Origin of the sequence: Mesorhizobium sp. M0106 (assembly GCF_040322715.1) — a bacterium.
Classification (GTDB): Bacteria; Pseudomonadota; Alphaproteobacteria; order Rhizobiales; family Rhizobiaceae; genus Mesorhizobium.
The window spans coordinates 51,498-68,385 of the sequence record NZ_JAMYUA010000004.1 but is presented as its reverse complement, the minus strand read 5'-3'; the positions used below and the strand labels follow the sequence as shown (position 1 = coordinate 68,385).

Genomic DNA, 16,888 nt, shown 5'->3' with positions numbered 1-16,888 from the left:
ATCCTCTGAGTCGAGTCTGGCGCATCGCCGTGCAAATTCAACCGCGCAACGTGCATCGAAGGTCTCTCTCCGGTCGCTATCGGCCAGCTTCACGTGCGAGATAGGCGGCGTCTCCATTAATGATTGACTAAGTCAAATAATAGGCGATCATGGCCCTGACGGAGCGGTCCGTCAGAAGGAGGTCGACATGCCGGCCGATCGGAATGCCCTTGTCGCGGAGATACGTGGCTTCAATCGCTTCTACACGCGCCTGATCGGGCTGCTCAACCTGACCTTCACGCACAGCGCCTATACGCTGGGCGAGGCGCGGCTGCTGTTCGAATTGGGCGGCCGATCCCGCGCTGTCGCCAATAGCGGCGGTGAGGCAGGGTTTCTTGCACGGGCGTTCCACCTCGATCTCCGGCCGGCGGCCTCCGAAATCGCTGCCGAACTCCGGCTCGATCCGGCCTATGTCACACGCGTCCTGAGGAGGTTCGCCGCCGCTGGCCTGACCGAGACACGCTCTGACCCAGCCGATCGGCGCAGACGTATCCTGTCGCTGACCGCTCGCGGAAGTGCTGAGCTCGCCAGGCTTCAGGCTGCGGCGGATCGCGACCTCGCCCGGCTGACGGCCGGCCTCGCCGATGACGCGGCTGCCGAATTATCGGACACCTTGAAGCGCGTCATGCGCCTGCTCGGGGAGAAATAGCGGGCAGCACTGGAATCCCGGCGTTGCGCTCTTCAGTTCCCCCGCGCTGCCGCCAGTGCGCCAGGCAGTTCCTCGGCAAAGATGTCGAGCTCGTGGTCGAGGCCGACAGTGACCCGGATGCAGCGGTCGAGAACCGGCACCATCGGCTTGCGGATGAAGACGTCGCGTGACAACAGCGCCTGCAGCACTTTCAGTGCGAAGGCGCCGTCGCGGCCGCAGTCGATGGTGACGAAATTGGTCGCCGAAGCCAGCGGCTTCAGCCCGTTCGCTTCGGCTATTGCGGCGATACGCCCGCGGCCGGCGGCGACCCGCGCCACCACGCTATCCAGCCAGGCCTGATCGGCAAGCGCCTCGACACCGGCGATCTGCGCCATGCGGCTGACGCCATAGTGGTTGCGGATCTTCTCAAAGTCCCGAATCACCTGGGCCTCGGCCACCGCATAGCCGCAGCGTACGCCGGCCAGCCCATAGGCCTTGGAGAAGGTGCGCATGCGGATGACGTTCGGCCGCGCGACATCGATCGGCGGCAGCGCTGAGGCTGGCCCTAATTCGCCATAGGCTTCGTCGAGCACCAGCATTGTGGTCTCCGGCAAGGCTTCGATGAAGCGGCTGAGCTCGGCGGCTTCCCACCAGCTGCCCATCGGATTGTCCGGATTGGACAGGTACACCAGTGGCGCCTTTTCCCTGGCCACTGCCGCCAGCAGGCCGTCGAGGTTTTCCCGATCGTTCTCGTAGGGCACTGCGACCAGCCGGCCGCCGACGCCGGCAACATGAAAGTTGAAGGTCGGATAGGCGCCTAGCGAGGTCACCACCGCATCGCCCGGCGCCACATACATGCGCGCAACCAGGCTGAGCAGCCCGTCTATCCCTTCGCCGACGACGACGTTTTCGGCGCCGACACCGAGATGCCTAGCTACGGCTACCTTCAAATCGTGATTGTCAGGGTCGCAGTACATCCACATGTCGCCGGCAATCTCGGCCATACGGGCAACGACGCGCGGCGAAGGGCCAAAGCTGCTCTCGTTGGCGCCGATACGGGCGCGAAAGGCGCGGCCGCGGTCGCGCTCCTGCGCCTCAGGGCCGACAAACGGCACCGTGGAGGGAAGCGCGGCGATGAGCGGCGTAAGGGGAGGGCGCATGGCAAAGGCTCATTCGAAAAGGGGCCTTCTTGCTAGCCTGCCGGCTTGGCCTGCGCAAGTTCCGCGGCAGGCGGGAACGTCAGGCTGGATTCTCCCGGATCATTTTGCTAGCGAGACATCATGAGCAACCGACTGCCGCCCGCTTGGTCCAAGCACATAAAGTCCCGCCCGGCGCCGAACGTGCAACCGCCGAAAGCGAAACCGCCGTCGCGCGCGCAGGCCGACGATGCGCTGCTGCGACAGGCGTATGGCTTGCAGCAGGCCAAGCGGTTGGCCGAGGCTGAGGAACTGTGCCGTCGCGTGCTGGAGCGCACGCCCAACCATCCCTTGGCTTCGTACATCATGGGCACGCTATTCGTCGGGCTCGACGATGAAATGGCGCTGCGATATTTGGCCCGAGCCGTCGGCGAGGAGCCTCAAAACCCCTTTTATCACCTTAGTCTGGGTGAAGTTTATCTAAAAGTCAGCGAATATTCGCCCGCAATCAGGCATATTCAGCAAGCATTGAAGTTGAAGCCCGATTTGCTGGAGGCGCTTTGCGCATTGGGACGCGCTTACGTCGAATTCGACAAGGCTGACATGGCTGTCCCGGTTTACGAGAAAGCGCTCAAGATCAACCGTGATCATCCTCGCGTTCGGACAGGACTGGCCAGCGCACTCACCGGTCTCGGTCGCGTGGACGAAGCCGAAGTCTATCTGAAAGAAGCGATCGAACGTCGCATCGCGATGCCCGCTGCCTATAACGAGCTTGTGCATGCGCGCAAATTCACCGAAGAGCCGGCCGAACTTAAGTCCATTCTGCGCGAACTGGGCTACCCAAAACTTGACCCCGAAAGTGCGATGAGACTTCATCACGCAGCCGGCAAGGTGCTGAACGACCTTGGGCGCTACAAAGACGCGATAGATCATTTCAAGAAAGGCAAGCGGGCCGCAGGCTATAAGTTTGACCTGGAAGCCTATCGCCGCTGGGTCGACTCTACGATCGAACTCTTCAACCCGGACATGGTGGCTGCCAAGGCGGGTCATGGAAGCCCATCGGAAGTGCCCGTGTTTGTGTTGGGAATGCCCCGGTCGGGGACCACCCTGACCGAGCAGATTTGCGCGAGCCACCCGGATGTTCACGGCGCAGGAGAACTGAGCAAGCTAAGGCGAGCCGCAAATGCTACCGGCCTCACCAGGCTTTCGGCACGGGCTTTGGGCCAATCGATAGTGCCGATCACCCCTGACCTGTCCAAAATCCTGGCCGAGGAGCACCTGTCCTACCTTCGTGAGCGTGCGCCGACCGCACTTCGCGTCGTCGACAAAATGCCCCAGAATTTCGAACTGATCGGTCTCATAGGCCTTCTCTTTCCCAACGCGCGGATTATTCACTGTCGCCGCGACGCCATCGACAATTGCCTCTCATGTTTTTTCCTGAATTTCTCCAAGGGACACAGCTACATCGCCGACCTGCAGACGCTCGGGCTGTACTACCGTGAATACGATCGCCTGATGCGGCATTGGGACAAGGTTTTTCCAGGACGCATCTTCGAAAATCGCTACGAGACGCTGGTTGCGGATCAGGAGGCACAATCGCGCCGTCTTATCGATTATCTTGGATTGCCCTGGGACGATGCCTGCCTGCGCTTCTTCGACAAGGAGGGATCGGTCAACACGGCCAGTCGCTGGCAAGTCCGGCAGCCGATCTACAGGTCATCTGTCAAGCGCTGGAAAAACTATGAGGGCAAGATCCAGCCGCTGATCGACGCCTTGGGCGACCTAGCCGAACTTTGAACAAGGAGGGCGCCCGACAGGATAGGCCAGCCCTTCAGGCCAGGCTGGATTCTCCCGGACCATTTTGCTAGCGAGACATGATGAGCAACCGACTGCCGCCCGCTTGGTCCAAACACATAAAGTCCCGCTCGGCGCCGAAAGTGCAGCCGTCGAAAGTGAAATCGCCCTCGCGCGCGCAAGCTGACGACATGCTGCTGCGACAGGCGCTCGAACTTCAGCAAGCCAAGCGGCTCCCGGAGGCGGAGGAATTATGCCATCGCGTTCTCGCCCGCACGCCCAACCACCCGCTTTCGCTCTACATCCTCGGCACGTTGGGGCTCGGTATCGACGACGAGTTGGCTCTCAAATATTTTGCGCGGGCAGTAAGCCAGACGCCTCAGAATCCATATTTCCACCTTAGCCTGGGAGAGGCCGGTCTGAAGCTTGGCGACAGCTTGCTTGCGATCAGGCACCTGCAGCGCGCCTGCGAATTGAAACCCGATCTGGTGGAAGCGCTTTGCGGACTGGCGCGTGCCTACGTCAACTTCGACAAGGCCGAGATGGCTTTGCCCCTTTACGAGAAGGCGCTAAAGATCAACGGCGACCATCCCATGGTCCGGATTGGTCTGGCTGGTGCGCTCACCAGCCTCGGCCGCATGGACGAAGCCAGAGCCTATCTCGATCAGGCAATAGAACGTCGCGTCGATGTTGGGGCAGCCTACAATTACCTGGTCGACACGCAAAAGTTCACCGAAAAACCTGCCGAGCTCGACTCTATCCTGCGCGAACTCTCCAATCCCAGGCTCGAACCCGTTGCTGCATCGCAGCTCCACCACGCGGCAGGCAAAGTGCTGAACGATCTTCAGCGCTATGAAGAGGCGATAGACCACTTCAAGAGGGCGAAAAAGGCCGCTGGTCACGATTTCGACCTGGAGTACTACCGCCGAAGCGTCGATTCCATGATCGAGATATTCAGCCCATCACTATTGGAAGCCAAGGCTGGCCACGGCAGTCCGTCTGAAGTGCCTGTGTTTGTGCTGGGCATGCCCCGGTCGGGGACGACGCTGACGGAGCAGATCTGCGCGAGCCATCCGGATGTCCATGGCGCCGGGGAGCTTACGAAGCTGCGGCGAATCGCGAACTCGATGGGCTTTAGAACACTGTCGGATGAAGACCTGCGCAATTCGATTATGTCGATGACGAGGGATCAGTCGAGGGCGCTGGCCGAAGAATACCTGTCTTATCTGCGCCAGCACGCGCCTGCCGCGCCCCGCATCGTCGACAAGATGCCGCACAACTTCGAGTTTATCGGCGTCATTGGAATTCTCTTTCCCAACGCACGCATCATTCATTGCCGGCGCGATGCCATCGACAATTGCGTCTCCTGCTTCGTCTTGCATTTCACCAAGGACCACGGCTACAACGCCGACCTTGAGACACTCGGGTTGTACTACCGCGAATATGATCGCTTGATGCGGCACTGGGACAAGGTCTTTCCCGGACGTATTTTCGAAAGCCGCTATGAGACGCTGGTTGCGGATCAGGAGACGCAATCGCGCCGTCTCATCGATCATCTCGGCTTGCTTTGGGACGATTCCTGCCTGCGCTTTTTCGAGAGGAGCGGATCGGTCAATACCCCCAGCCGCTGGCAGGTCCGGCAGCCGATCTATAGTTCATCCGTCAAACGCTGGAAAAAGTATGAGAGCGCAATTCAGCCGCTGATTGACGCCTTGGGCGATCTGGCTGAAATTTGAACAAGTAGGATGCGCCCGATCGGCCGAGGTCGATCGTGACTTGCTGTCGAGATACATTGATCCGGTAGGCCAGCTCTTCAGATCGGCCCAAGTTTTTCTTTTGCACGAACAAGCGTGCGGAGCGAGCATTGCATTCGACCAGCCCTGCGATCGGCTGCTCAGCAGCAGCCTGCATTATGCATCGAGAGTTGACAGCTGCGTCGCGCCGATACGAAAAACCCGGCGGTTGCCCGCCGGGTTCAATCTCAATCTAGCTCGGACTGTTAGAATGAGCGCTGGAAGCGGAGCATGCCGCCGACGCTGTCCTTGTCGTCGGCATTGGTCCAGTTGCGATCGTAGGCTTTGTCAAACTGGCCGTCGCGGGCCCAATCGACTTCGGCAGTGATCGTGAGACCGGGAACGATATCGTAGGCAATGTTCGCGGCGACGCCGTAGTTTTTGTCATCGTCAGCCGACGCCTGGAGGTTGAACGAGGTCTTCTCGTTTATGGTGTAAGTGCCACCACCCCAGACTGCCCAGTTGCCGCCCCATTGCTTGTAGAAGTTGCGGTCGATGTTGTCGTCCGAACCGTAACCGGCCATGAGGAACAGTGTCAGGTTCTGTATCGGCGTAACGTCGACGCGAACCTTGCCGGCCCACTCCTCCCAGGTGCTGTCATAGGCGGCGACACCGGTGATCGAGCCCCAGCCCTGCGTGTATTTGATACCGCCGACGACATACGGGACATAGCTGTCGATGGAATCATTGCCGCTGTTGCTGTCTTGGAAAATGCCAGGATCCGCAGCGGCACTGCCCGAACCGGTTTCCAACGATGCCACGGCCGAGAAGCCGTTTCCGGCATCGAAGTAATACTGGACGACGTTGGTGTCGAAGCCGCCGTAGGGGACCAGCGTATCCTGAATGACGTTGCCGGCGTAGCCGATGAAGGTATCAAAGGCCGATTCGTCCTTGCCGACGCGCAGACCACCAAGCTGGACCCAGGCAAAGTTCAGCGAAACGCTCGTACCGCCGTTAAAGTTGTCATCAAGGTAATCGTTGTGGTTACCCCAGTTGAAGCGGGTCTCGGTGTAGGTCTTCAGGGTGCCGAGCTCGGTTTCCTGGCCGGTCCAGGTCTTCAGCGTGAAGCGGGCGTGCTTGTAGTAGGTATCCTGCGAGTCGCCGTCCTGCTGATCGGTGGTCTTTGCACCGTCGAATGAGCCGACGTCACCGATGCCGATGTCATAGCGGACATAACCGCCGATGCGCAGGCAGGTTTCGGTGCCGGGGATGTAGAAGTAGCCAGCGCCGTAGACGTCGCAAATCTTGACGTATTCAGCGGGTTCCGGCTCGGCGACAACGACGGCGTCGGCGGCGCGCGCACCGGAAACTGCGATCAGTGCCGCAGCGGAGCCGAGAAGAAGGCTCTTGATGTTCATTTTCTGACCTCCAGTCAAAAGTTAAAAAACGGGTCTGGGTATTCTTTGCTGAAGGACAGCGTTCCCTGCCCCATCCCCACTACCGAAAAAGATGCGCACCGCGCCGCTCCTTCAAACCCGACATTACCCATGAGACGGCGGCGTTCAACCACGATCGTACCGGCAAAAGGTTTGTGTTGGCGCTATACCCCAGCGTTGTTGCACAAATGACACGATTTGGCCTCACTCCGAAAGCTCCCGTTAACCAACAGCCCTTCGCAAGCCGTTGCAAACGGCGGATTCCGGCGATGGTCGGCCCGAAATGTGACCATGGCCCGAGTCGCGAACCGGGGAATTGCCGCAGAATCGCCATATCGCCGCGCGGCGCTTTGGCGAAGGGTCGATTTTTCAAGGATAATAGCGTCAGCTTGTTGATTGTGCCGGCGCTTTTCTTTATCCACCGGCGCAACGGAGAGGTGGCCGAGTGGTCGAAGGCGCTCCCCTGCTAAGGGAGTAGAGGTCAAAAGCTTCTCGTGGGTTCGAATCCCATCCTCTCCGCCACCCTACGCCCTGCGGGCTTTGGGTGGCAGGCCACCCGAAACCGCATTTTGGGCGTAGGGTGTCGCCCGAAGCTACGAAGTAGCGTAGGGGGACCATGTGGTACGTCTAATTTCTGCAACTCCGTAACGGCGATGTCGGATCGACCAACGATCTTCGACGCCGTTTTGATTCGCACCGATCAGGCTATGTGACTTCGACTAAGGCTTATCTGCCTGTAATCTTGAAGGCCTACATCGGGGTTGAAACCGAGGCCAACGCGCGGCAACTCGAGCGATATTTCAAGACCGGTTCGGGCCAAGGCCTTTGCGAGTAAACGTTTTTGGCCGACAGGGCCTCACTGACGGCCTTAGGACTATCTATTTGAAATATAAATAAAAACGGACCCAACGAGCTGCTTTTCGCCGGCCACCGTCCCGATTCTGACTGGAGGTCAGAAAATGAACATCAAGAGCCTTCTTCTCGGCTCCGCTGCGGCACTGATCGCAGTTTCCGGTGCGCGCGCCGCCGACGCCGTCGTCGTCGCCGAGCCGGAACCCGCTGAATACGTCAAGATCTGCGACGTCTACGGCGCTGGCTACTACTACATCCCCGGCACCGAAATCTGCCTGCGCATCGGCGGCTATGTCCGCTATGACATCTCCGTGGGCCAGGCTGGCTCGTTCGACGGCGCCAGGTACCAGGACCTGTCGGATGCCTTGGATGGTGAAGACAACGTCAACGACGGCTATTACAAGCAGGCTCGCTTCACGTTGAGGACCTACACCGGCCAGGAAACCGAGATGGGCACCTTGAAGACCTACACCGAGACCCGCTTCAACTGGGGAACCGGTTATCAAGACGTGCCTGGGTTCGACGAGCACTTTTCCAGGTTTGGTAGCAGAGGCGTTTCGCTGAATTTCGCCTGGATCCAGCTCGGTGGTCTTCGCGTCGGTAAGGACGAAACAGCCTTCAACACGTTCACCGGCTACGCCGGCAACGTCATCCAGGATACGATCGTTCCCTACGGCGGCTTCGACACCAATGTCGTCCAGTACTACTTCGATGCCGGCAACGGCTTCTCGGCCGTGGCGTCGTTGGAAACCGGTGAAGGCTTTATCCTTAACAGCGCCAATACTGCCATCACTCTCGGTCACGACTCGGTCGACAGCTATGTTCCGTATCTCGTTGGCGGCGTGAAGTACACGCAGGGCTGGGGTTCCATCAGCGGTGTTGTTGCCTATGACAGCAGCCTGGAAGAATGGGCCGGAAAGGTTCGCCTCGACGTGACGCCGATGCAGAACCTGTCGCTGTTCCTGATGGCCGGCTACGGCTCTGACGACAATCTCCCGCGCAACTTCTACAAGCAGTGGGGCGGTAACTGGGCAGTCTGGGGTGGTGGCACCTACACCATCAACGAGAAGACCTCGTTCAACCTGCAGGCGTCGTATGACGAAGCCAAGGAAGCTGGCGTCGCGGCCAATATCGCCTACGATATCGTTCCCGGCATGACGATCACGGCCGAAGTGGACTGGGCTCATAACAGCCACCACATCGATAGCGACTCGCTGCCCGGTTATGAATACAACTGGACCGGCATCCCGGGCGACAAGAAAAACGCCGTTGGCGGCTTCCTCCGCTTCCAGCGCTCGTTCTAAGGGCTGGACTTAAGGCAAGTGAAATCCAGCCCGGGCGCCTTAACGCCCGGGCTGTTTTTGTTTTCGCGACTGGTCGCAAACAGAAGGAAAGGGGGTTCGGTAGCTGAACAGGGTTGTGGAACGATGTCGTTGGGATCCGCCACTGGTGGATGAAATCGGCCACAACGCTTAAAACTCTTGAAAGGGCACCGCCAAGCAGGTAGGTCTAGGCCTATCCACTCGGGGGTGTGGCGAATAATGACGAACGATGCGATTCAAGAGGGAGGAACCTCTGATCATTTTTCGATGTTTTCTTCTCAAACTGGAAAAATAAAATACAGTTACAACAAGATACGAGAAGTAAAGTCGCACAGGATCGGAGAACTTTTTTCAGCATACCGGGACATACTTTGGGATGACGGGCGGCATAAATACAATGTCAGCTCCTTCATCGGCGAAATAGACGAGATCCTCCTTGGGGAGCGTTTCAGCGCCTTTGACCAAAGCACCCTCGACAATCTTATCGGCACCTTGCGCCAGCGCGGCAACAGCAACGCAACCATCAATCGGAAGATGGCTGCCCTCAGCAAACTGCTGCGCAAGGCTCACAAGATGGGAGATATCCACAGCCTGCCCGAGTTCCGCCGCCAGAAGGAGCGGGCGGGACGGATTCGTTTCCTCGAAAGGGACGAGGAGGCCCGGCTGTTCGCTGCCATCAAGAGCCGCAGCGAGGACGCTTATCGGCTTTCCGTCTTTCTCGTCGACACCGGTTGCCGCCTCGGCGAAGCGCTGGGTTTGATCTGGAACGATATCCAGGAGCACCGCGTCAGTTTCTGGATCACCAAATCCGGCCGCAGCCGCACCATTCCGATGACCGAGCGGGTAAAAGAGGTGATCAAGCTGCCGGCCACCGAGGGCCGCCGGCCCAAAGGCCCGTTCACCAAGCTCAGCCAGGCGCAGTTTCGCGCCATCTGGAACGATGCCAAGGCCGAAGTCGGGCTTGGCGCCGACGATCAGGTCGTGCCGCATATATTGCGCCATACTTGCGCCTCGCGTCTCGTCCAGGGCGGCATCGACATCAGGCGTGTGCAGATGTGGCTCGGTCACCAGACGCTGTCGATGACCATGCGCTACGCCCATCTGGCCACCAACGATCTCGATGGCTGCGTCACCGTGCTGGAAACGCCGCGGTGCAGTGGCGCGGACAGAGGCGGTGCAAGCGCTTTGTCTTCTCCACCTCCGGCGAGGCGAGAGCCAAAAAGCGAGCCGGCCGGAAGCAAGGCCCCAAAGCCCGCAAAGAGAAACGCCAAGTCCTGACGGATCTGACGTGAGACATCAGCCCGCTCAGGGTTGCGCTGCCCCTCATTGCCCTGCCGGGCATTTCTCCCCGTATAGCGACGGGGAGAAAGGCGTCCTTGCGAAAGAGTCGCTAATCCCCAGCGTTGCAGACACCTCCCTTCTCCCCGTCGCTATACGGGGAGAAGGTGCCGGCAGGCGGATGAGGGGCAGCGCCGACATCGATAAAAAGTATTTCACCGCTAATTCCAACGGAACTGTCAACGGCCGTCGGAATGCTTTGACCGACGCAAAACCTGCGCGTGAATTACTTCGCTCGGTCGAGCTTTACTTCCTGCCACCCCGCCGCTCCGCCCGATCGAAAAAACCAGCGATCCTGCCCGGCAGGATCCCGGACTCCAAAAACGGTGCATGGCCCTGGCCGTCGGCGGTGATCGTCTCGATATCGGTATGGCGCGTCCGCATCTGCTCGAGCGTTTCGGCGGACAGCAGCTTCGAATTGGCGCCGCGTATGACGAGCATCGGGATGGCCGCCAGCGCGTCGAACTGTGGCCAAAGATCGGGCAGCGGCCGGCTGGGATCGAGCCCCGCGAGCGTCTCGACCAGTTTCGGATCGAAATCGGGCAGAAATCCCTCCTCGGTCTCGCGGTAGAGGGCTGATGCCATCCGCTCCCAATCCGCATCGGTCAGCGCCGCAAAATCCGCGCCATGGGTGCTGCGCAGGCCGCGGACCACCTCTGCGTACGTCTTCGGCCTGGGCGCGAGGTCGAGATAGGAGCGGATATGGGCGAGACCTTGCGCCTCGATCACCGGGCCGATGTCGTTGAAGACGATGGCCTTCAGCACGGCCGGCCGCATCGCCCCGAGCACATGGATGATCAGTCCGCCGCGCGACGTCCCAATGAAGGCTGCCTTCTCGATGTTCAGCGCCGCCAGCCCGGCAAGGATATCGCCCGCCTCGCTGCCGTTATTGTAATGGGCGATATCGGCATCGTAGGCGGACTGCCCGCGCCCGCGATAATCGAAGGCGACAACCCTGCGCTTCGCCTGCGTCGACAGATAAAGCGCCAATTCGTGAAAGTCACGGCAATTGCGGGTCAGGCCGGGCAGGCAAACGACTGGCCAGTGGCCGGAATTCGCTTCGCCGTAGATGCGGGCGTGCAGGGACAGCCCGTCCGGCGCGGCGTAGAAGAAATCGGAGAAGCCTTCGTCGTTTGGCATGTACACTCGATTCCGTGCTGCTGCCAGATCGTTTGCGACTGCTACAGGCGAGGGCAGGGGCGGTCAAATCGGGGGCTCTTCCTTCTCTCCTTGTGGGAAAAGGTGGATCGGCGCGTTAGCGCCGAGACGGTTGGGGGTGTTGGACGGAGCGCTGTCGGAACCAAGCTGGAGCACCCCTCATCCGACCGAGCTTCGCTCCGCCACCTTCTCCCACAAGGAGAGAAGGAAAGGCTAACCCCGGCCGTTCACCAGATCTCCGACAATATCGTACTTGCCGGAGATACGCATCTTGTAGACCTCGTAATTCTCCATCACGCGCTGAACGTAACTTCTTGTTTCCGTATAGGGAATCCGCTCGATCCAGTCGACGACTGCATCGACGTCCTTGCCGCGCGGGTCGCCGTATTTCGCCACCCACTGGGCGGCGCGGGTGGGGCCGGCATTATAGCCGGCGAAGGTCAGCACGTAGGAGCCGTCGAAGCGGCCGAGCTGCTCGCCGAGAAAGGCGGCGCCCAGCGTCGCATTGTAGCCGGCATCAGTGGTCAGCCGCGCCTGCGAGAAAGTCATGCCGGCCTTCTTCGCCAATTGCTTGGCCGTGCCCGGCATCAGTTGCAGCAGCCCGCGCGCGCCGGCGCTGGAGACGGCGCCGATGTTGAACTCGCTTTCCTGGCGGGCAATCGCATAGGCCAGCGCCTTGCCCGAGCCGGAAATGTTGGCGGTGTCGGGAATGACGCCGAGCGGATGCAACAGCGCGCCGACATCGATGCCACGTGCGCCGGCGATCTTGCCGACCTTCAGCGCCATGAAATGGTTGCCTTGTCTTTCCGCCAGCGCCGCAAGCAGCGCAACTTCGCCGGGGCTGTTCAGCTGCCCGGCAAGGTCGCGGTAGAGCGTCTCGGCATAGCGGTCATAGCCGGCTTCCTGCAGCCGCTTGATGGCGCTGACCGCCTCGCGGGTGGCAAAATTCCGGCGGTCGGCGGCACTTGGCTGCGGGTAGACGATGTTGAGGATCTGCCGGCCGACGCGCTCGCCGGCGAGCTGGCCGTAAAAGGTCGTGCCGTAGCTGGCGGCGCGGCTGAAATAATCCTTGGCACTGCCGGGCCCGCCGACTTCGGCGGCACGGCCGAGCCAGTAATAGGCGCGCGACAGCGACATCGGCCCTTGGGCGAGCTCCGCGATTTGCGCAAAATGCTTGGCGGCGGTGCTCGGGTCGTTGAGGCCGCGCAGCGCGTACCAGCCCGCATGGAATTCCGCCTCGGCAGCATTGGCGGGACTTTCGGCGGCATGCGCGGCGACTATTCTGTAGGCGGTCTTCATGTCGCCCTGGTCGACCAGCTCGCGCGACAGCACCCGGCGTTCGACCCACCAGGCGTCCGGATCGAGCAGAGCGTCGCGGTCGCCCGGCGCCTTCAGCACCAGCGCGGCGGCATCTGAAAATTTCTGTTGCTTGCGCAGATATTCGGCTTCGGCAAAGAGATAGCCGGCCGCCCGCTGCGCTGCCGGCACCGCCTTCAGCAGCTTGGCCGCGTTCTTGTCGCCTTTGGTGACTGCCGCCCAGGCATCGGCCAATTGCTGGGCGCCGGCGAGACCGGCGACGCGCAGCGCCGAAGCGACCCGATCGGCATAGAACATGCGCTCCATGCGGAAGCGATGGTCGGCGGCCGGGATCAGCGCGCCGAACTCGCGGATGACCGCCGCCTCGTCCGTGGCTTCGAGCTTTTCGGTGCGCCAGAATGGCGACAGCACCGAGCGCGCCGCCTTCGTATCGCCCAGCGCTACATAGGAGCGGGCAAGGATCACCACGCCCTCGAAGGTCAGCGGCTGGCTGCCGTCGAACGCCCGCACCACGACCTGTGGCGCGGGGTTCTCGCGATAGAGCGCGCGCTCGCTGTTCTTGCGCAAGGCGATCGTGCCCGGCCAGTTCGGCAGCATCTTCGCGGCATCGGCGATTTCGCCGCTCGGCACCTGGTCGCCGCCATAGAGCGCAATCGCCCAGGCAAGGATGTGCCGATCGAGCGATTTGGCCGGCAGCGTTTCGCGCACTTGGCGCGCGCGCTGAATGTCGTTTGCCGCCAGCGCATCGAGACCGCTCTTCAGCGCCGCGACGCTGGCGGATGGCGAAGGGGACTGCTGCAGTGCATCGTTCTGCGGCTCCGTCATCGGGATCGCCGACGTGACCTGCCCATCGACGCTGCCGCCGATCGCCGCGCCGGGGATCAGCACAACGATCGCGCCGAGAAGCGCGAAAAGATGAAGCCGCCTGGTCGGCATGGATTTGGTCATTTCCTATTCTTCGATGCTACCACGGGCACAGATGAACTGCAGTCTATTCGTCTGTGATGAAGGGCCCGTAAAGAAAACCTTATCGAGGTCGTTCGAATTGCAATTGCTGGCGCAATGCTTGCCGCGCAACAATGTCGAGACTATGGTGCGCCGCTTCGCTTTCGGCTAGAAGGCGCGCACGACAAACACCTACAGCGCCGCGCGTCTTCTCAGACGCGCAAAGGACGCTGTAGCAATTTAAATTTGGCGCATGATCCTTTCCGAAATCGACTGCGATTTTCGGGGTCATGCGCTAGTCCCAAGGAGTTGGACGACATGCTAAGAGGCTCGCTGACCGCGCTCGTCACACCGTTCGAAAAGAGCGGCCGTTTCGACGAGAAAGCCTTTCGCGCGTTCATCGCCTGGCAGATCGCCGAAGGCACGACGGGCGTGGTCCCGGTCGGCACCACCGGCGAGTCGCCGACGCTGTCGCATGACGAGCACCGCCAAGTCGTCAAGGTTTGCATCGAGGTCGCCAAGGGCCGGGTTCCGGTCGTCGCCGGCGCCGGCTCCAACAACACCGACGAGGCGGTCGGCCTGGTCCAGTATGCCGAGAAGGCGGGCGCCGACGCGGCCCTTGTCGTCACGCCTTATTACAACAGACCGACGCAGCGCGGCCTCTATGCGCATTTCGCCGCCGTCGCCAAGGCGACCAGCCTGCCGATCATCATCTACAACATTCCACCGCGCTCGGTGGTCGACATGAGCCCGGAGACGATGGGGCAATTGGTGCACGACTTCAAGAACATCGTCGGCGTCAAGGATGCCACCGGCAAGGTCGAGCGGGTTTCGGAGCAGCGCGCCACCTGCGGCAAGGATTTCATCCAGCTCTCCGGCGAAGACGCCTCGGCGCTCGGCTTCAACGCGCATGGCGGCGTCGGCTGTATTTCGGTGACGGCAAATGTCGCACCCAGGCTTTGCGCTGAATTCCAGGAGGCAACGCTTTCCGGCGACTGCGCCAAGGCGCTCGACCTGCAGGACCGTCTGTTGCCGCTGCACAAGGCGATTTTCATGGAGCCCGGCGTTTCCGGCGCGAAATATGCGCTGTCGAAGCTGGGCAAGGTCGAGAACGTGCTGCGCTCGCCGCTAATGACGGTCGAGCCGTCGACCGCCGAGAAGATCGACGCGGCGATGAAGCACGCCGGCTTGATAAACTAGGGATGAGGCGCCACCTCTCCGCATCATGAATCAAGTCAGAAAAGCCGATCCCAACAACAAGACCGTTGCGGAAAACCGCAAGGCGCGGTTTTCCTATGAGGTGCTCGACACGATCGAGGCCGGCCTGGTGCTGACCGGTACGGAAGTGAAATCGCTGCGCCAGGGCCAGGCCAACATCCAGGACAGCTACGCCTCGGTCGAGGGCGGCGAGATCTGGCTGATCAACTCCTATTTGCCGGAGTATCTGCAGGCCAACCGCTTCAACCATGAGCCGCGCCGCCGCCGCAAACTGCTGCTCAACAAGCGCGAGATGGCCAAGCTGGCGCAAAGCGTCGACCGCGAAGGCATGACGCTGGTGCCGCTGAAGATCTACTTCAACGACCAAGGCCGTGCCAAGCTGCTGCTCGCCGTTGGCCGAGGCAAGAAGCTGCACGACAAGCGCGAGACCGAAAAGCAGCGCGACTGGTCGCGCGAGAAGGGCCGGCTGCTGAAGGAGCGAGGGTGAGGAGCGGTCCGCGAAGCGGAGGAAAAGCCAGCGATTTGGCTTTTCGAGCGACGAACGCCCGGAGCCATAGCGGCGGGCAGGGCGGACCAAAAGGGATAGGTCTCGTTTGAAAAACCGGATCGTCTTATGGGGCGCGGCCGGTCTGCTCGTGGCGGGCCTCGTTCTGGCCGGCGGCTATACCTACTTCCAGACGTTTTCTCCGGACCGCGGCAAATATCCGGTCAGGGGCATCGACGTCTCCCATCATCAGCGGCAGATCGACTGGCGGCGTGTTGCCGCCGACGATGTCGCCTTCGCCGTGATCAAGGCGACGGAAGGCGGCGATCATGTCGACGATGCCTTCGCCGCCAATTTGCGCGCGGCCCGCGCCGCCGGTCTTGCCGTCGGTGCCTATCATTTCTTCACCTTCTGCAGACCGGGTGCGGATCAGGCACGCAACTTCATCTCGGTGGTGCCGCACGATCAGCCTTTGCTGCCGCCGGTGGTAGACATCGAGTTCGGCGGCAATTGCCCGCAGCGGCCAACTCCCGAACAGCTGAACGCCGAGCTTTCCGCCTTCCTCGGCCCGGTCGAGGCGGCGTTCGGCAAGACGGCGATCCTCTATGTGACCGACGAGGCGGCGCAAGCCTATGCCGGGCAGCTAGCCAGCCGCCCGCGCTGGCTGCGTTCGCTGGCGCTGCGGCCGGGCCATGACAACTGGATCTACTGGCAGTATCACAACCGGGGCCGCGTCGACGGCATCAGCGGCGACGTCGACCTGAATGTTCTCCAGGGCGGACCTGCGACGCTGGCCGCATTGTTTGCCGCAGCGCCTGAAGCGACAGCATCGGATTGATGCTATTCCTGTCCACCAAAACACCCTCGATGGCACGAAGACAGAGCGACGAAGCGTTCCCCATGTGGCTATTCATATCGCAGGCGGCGCCGTGCTAAGTACATTTGATGCCGGAGCGACCTTCATCAACCAATGACAGCAACGCCCCGCCTGCTGCGATGGACGGCGGCGACCCCCGCCTGGCATTTGTCTATGCGGAGGCGGTGCGTGGCCTCCAGCACCAGCAGGGCGTGGTTGAAAGTCTCAATACGCGCGCTGGAAATCTGATTTTTGCAACCGCGTTCGCGAGTTCTCTCCTTGGAGGCAGGGCGCTCCTGGATGGCGTAGGGCCTTGGGACTGGCTGGCGCTGACATTGCTTTTTCTTATCGGGCTGCTGGTCGCGATTATGGTGTGGCCGTATTATAACTATACGTTCCGTTTCGATCCAGAGAAGCTGCTCCAGGACTTCGTCGATCAGCACCCTCCCGCAACCCTGGACGGGATGCACCGAGCGCTTGCGCTGCGCATCAAATCCGACATGGCCAGCAATTGGCGGATCATCCAACGCCTGCGCGTCGCGCTGCAGCTTGCACTGTTTCTGTGGTTGCTGGATCTCCTCGCCTGGTTGTTCGCGATCGCCCGAATCTAGGGCTCGTGCCCTGGCGGGCGT

At 61.0% G+C, this 16,888-nt stretch carries 14 protein-coding genes and 1 tRNA gene; 11 read left to right on the top strand and 4 right to left on the bottom strand.

Annotation, left to right across the window (positions count from 1 at the left end):
• The first annotated feature begins 187 nt into the window (after window positions 1-187).
• Complete coding sequence (locus NKJ55_RS05575; protein WP_352449017.1) at window positions 188-688, top strand: MarR family winged helix-turn-helix transcriptional regulator; 501 nt, start codon at window positions 188-190, stop codon at window positions 686-688.
• Between the two features lie 32 nt (window positions 689-720).
• Here the strand turns inward: NKJ55_RS05575 and NKJ55_RS05570 are convergent, their stop codons facing one another.
• Window positions 721-1,827 (bottom strand): pyridoxal phosphate-dependent aminotransferase, encoded by a 1,107-nt coding sequence (locus NKJ55_RS05570; RefSeq protein WP_352449016.1) that lies wholly within the window; start codon window positions 1,825-1,827, stop codon window positions 721-723.
• A gap of 120 nt (window positions 1,828-1,947) precedes the next feature.
• On the opposite strand from NKJ55_RS05570, the gene NKJ55_RS05565 reads away from it, so the two are divergent.
• Both NKJ55_RS05565 and NKJ55_RS05560 read left to right on the top strand, forming a co-directional pair.
• Window positions 1,948-3,600, top strand: coding sequence for a tetratricopeptide repeat-containing sulfotransferase family protein (locus tag NKJ55_RS05565; RefSeq protein ID WP_352449015.1), 1,653 nt, complete (start codon window positions 1,948-1,950; stop codon window positions 3,598-3,600).
• Window positions 3,601-3,680: 80 nt separating this feature from the next.
• On the top strand, window positions 3,681-5,333 hold the full coding sequence (locus NKJ55_RS05560) for a tetratricopeptide repeat-containing sulfotransferase family protein (protein ID WP_352449014.1): 1,653 nt from the start codon (window positions 3,681-3,683) through the stop codon (window positions 5,331-5,333).
• 263 nt (window positions 5,334-5,596) lie between these two features.
• On the opposite strand, the gene NKJ55_RS05555 is transcribed toward NKJ55_RS05560, so the two are convergent.
• Window positions 5,597-6,748, bottom strand: a complete 1,152-nt coding sequence (locus NKJ55_RS05555) for a porin (protein ID WP_352449013.1) — start codon at window positions 6,746-6,748, stop codon at window positions 5,597-5,599.
• 449 nt (window positions 6,749-7,197) lie between these two features.
• Between NKJ55_RS05555 and NKJ55_RS05550 the strand changes: the two genes are divergently transcribed.
• The 4 genes from NKJ55_RS05550 (at window position 7,198) to NKJ55_RS05535 (ending at window position 10,218) form a co-directional block, all read left to right on the top strand.
• Window positions 7,198-7,288: transfer RNA gene (locus NKJ55_RS05550), tRNA-Ser, on the top strand.
• A gap of 187 nt (window positions 7,289-7,475) precedes the next feature.
• A complete protein-coding gene (locus NKJ55_RS05545; protein WP_352449012.1) occupies window positions 7,476-7,601 on the top strand; it encodes a hypothetical protein in 126 nt (41 codons plus the stop codon).
• A gap of 124 nt (window positions 7,602-7,725) precedes the next feature.
• Entirely contained in the window at window positions 7,726-8,922 is a 1,197-nt protein-coding gene (locus tag NKJ55_RS05540) for a porin (protein ID WP_352449011.1), read from the top strand.
• 237 nt (window positions 8,923-9,159) lie between these two features.
• Window positions 9,160-10,218: a tyrosine-type recombinase/integrase gene (locus NKJ55_RS05535; protein ID WP_502904463.1), complete on the top strand. Its 1,059-nt coding sequence runs from the start codon at window positions 9,160-9,162 to the stop codon at window positions 10,216-10,218.
• Between the two features lie 306 nt (window positions 10,219-10,524).
• On the opposite strand, the gene NKJ55_RS05530 is transcribed toward NKJ55_RS05535, so the two are convergent.
• A complete protein-coding gene (locus NKJ55_RS05530; RefSeq protein WP_352449010.1) occupies window positions 10,525-11,418 on the bottom strand; it encodes an alpha/beta fold hydrolase in 894 nt (297 codons plus the stop codon).
• 231 nt (window positions 11,419-11,649) lie between these two features.
• On the bottom strand, window positions 11,650-13,689 hold the full coding sequence (locus NKJ55_RS05525; protein WP_352449214.1) for a lytic transglycosylase domain-containing protein: 2,040 nt from the start codon (window positions 13,687-13,689) through the stop codon (window positions 11,650-11,652).
• Window positions 13,690-14,016: 327 nt separating this feature from the next.
• Here NKJ55_RS05525 and dapA point away from each other — a divergent pair, with 327 nt between their 5' ends.
• The 4 genes from dapA (at window position 14,017) to NKJ55_RS05505 (ending at window position 16,867) form a co-directional block, all read left to right on the top strand.
• Complete coding sequence (gene dapA / locus NKJ55_RS05520) at window positions 14,017-14,898, top strand: 4-hydroxy-tetrahydrodipicolinate synthase (protein ID WP_352449009.1); 882 nt, start codon at window positions 14,017-14,019, stop codon at window positions 14,896-14,898.
• Window positions 14,899-14,923: 25 nt separating this feature from the next.
• Window positions 14,924-15,403: an SsrA-binding protein SmpB gene (gene smpB, locus NKJ55_RS05515; RefSeq protein WP_023768487.1), complete on the top strand. Its 480-nt coding sequence runs from the start codon at window positions 14,924-14,926 to the stop codon at window positions 15,401-15,403.
• Between the two features lie 106 nt (window positions 15,404-15,509).
• Entirely contained in the window at window positions 15,510-16,238 is a 729-nt protein-coding gene (locus tag NKJ55_RS05510; protein WP_352449008.1) for a GH25 family lysozyme, read from the top strand.
• Window positions 16,239-16,345: 107 nt separating this feature from the next.
• Window positions 16,346-16,867 carry a hypothetical protein gene (locus NKJ55_RS05505; protein ID WP_352449007.1) on the top strand — a complete coding sequence of 174 codons (522 nt, stop codon included), beginning with the start codon at window positions 16,346-16,348 and terminating at the stop codon, window positions 16,865-16,867.
• Window positions 16,868-16,888: the final 21 nt, after the last annotated feature.

Bases quoted from the DNA above. Each gene is read 5' to 3' on its own strand.
- NKJ55_RS05560 (WP_352449014.1), top strand. From the start codon at position 3,681: ATGAGCAACCGACTGCCGCCCGCTTGGTCCAAACACATAAAGTCCCGC.
- NKJ55_RS05525 (WP_352449214.1), bottom strand. From the start codon at position 13,689: ATGCCGACCAGGCGGCTTCATCTTTTCGCGCTTCTCGGCGCGATCGTT.
- NKJ55_RS05575 (WP_352449017.1), top strand. From the start codon at position 188: ATGCCGGCCGATCGGAATGCCCTTGTCGCGGAGATACGTGGCTTCAAT.
- NKJ55_RS05535 (WP_502904463.1), top strand. From the start codon at position 9,160: ATGACGAACGATGCGATTCAAGAGGGAGGAACCTCTGATCATTTTTCG.
- NKJ55_RS05540 (WP_352449011.1), top strand. From the start codon at position 7,726: ATGAACATCAAGAGCCTTCTTCTCGGCTCCGCTGCGGCACTGATCGCA.
- NKJ55_RS05530 (WP_352449010.1), bottom strand. From the start codon at position 11,418: ATGCCAAACGACGAAGGCTTCTCCGATTTCTTCTACGCCGCGCCGGAC.
- NKJ55_RS05565 (WP_352449015.1), top strand. From the start codon at position 1,948: ATGAGCAACCGACTGCCGCCCGCTTGGTCCAAGCACATAAAGTCCCGC.
- NKJ55_RS05505 (WP_352449007.1), top strand. From the start codon at position 16,346: ATGCCGGAGCGACCTTCATCAACCAATGACAGCAACGCCCCGCCTGCT.
- NKJ55_RS05570 (WP_352449016.1), bottom strand. From the start codon at position 1,827: ATGCGCCCTCCCCTTACGCCGCTCATCGCCGCGCTTCCCTCCACGGTG.
- NKJ55_RS05555 (WP_352449013.1), bottom strand. From the start codon at position 6,748: ATGAACATCAAGAGCCTTCTTCTCGGCTCCGCTGCGGCACTGATCGCA.
- dapA (WP_352449009.1), top strand. From the start codon at position 14,017: ATGCTAAGAGGCTCGCTGACCGCGCTCGTCACACCGTTCGAAAAGAGC.
- smpB (WP_023768487.1), top strand. From the start codon at position 14,924: ATGAATCAAGTCAGAAAAGCCGATCCCAACAACAAGACCGTTGCGGAA.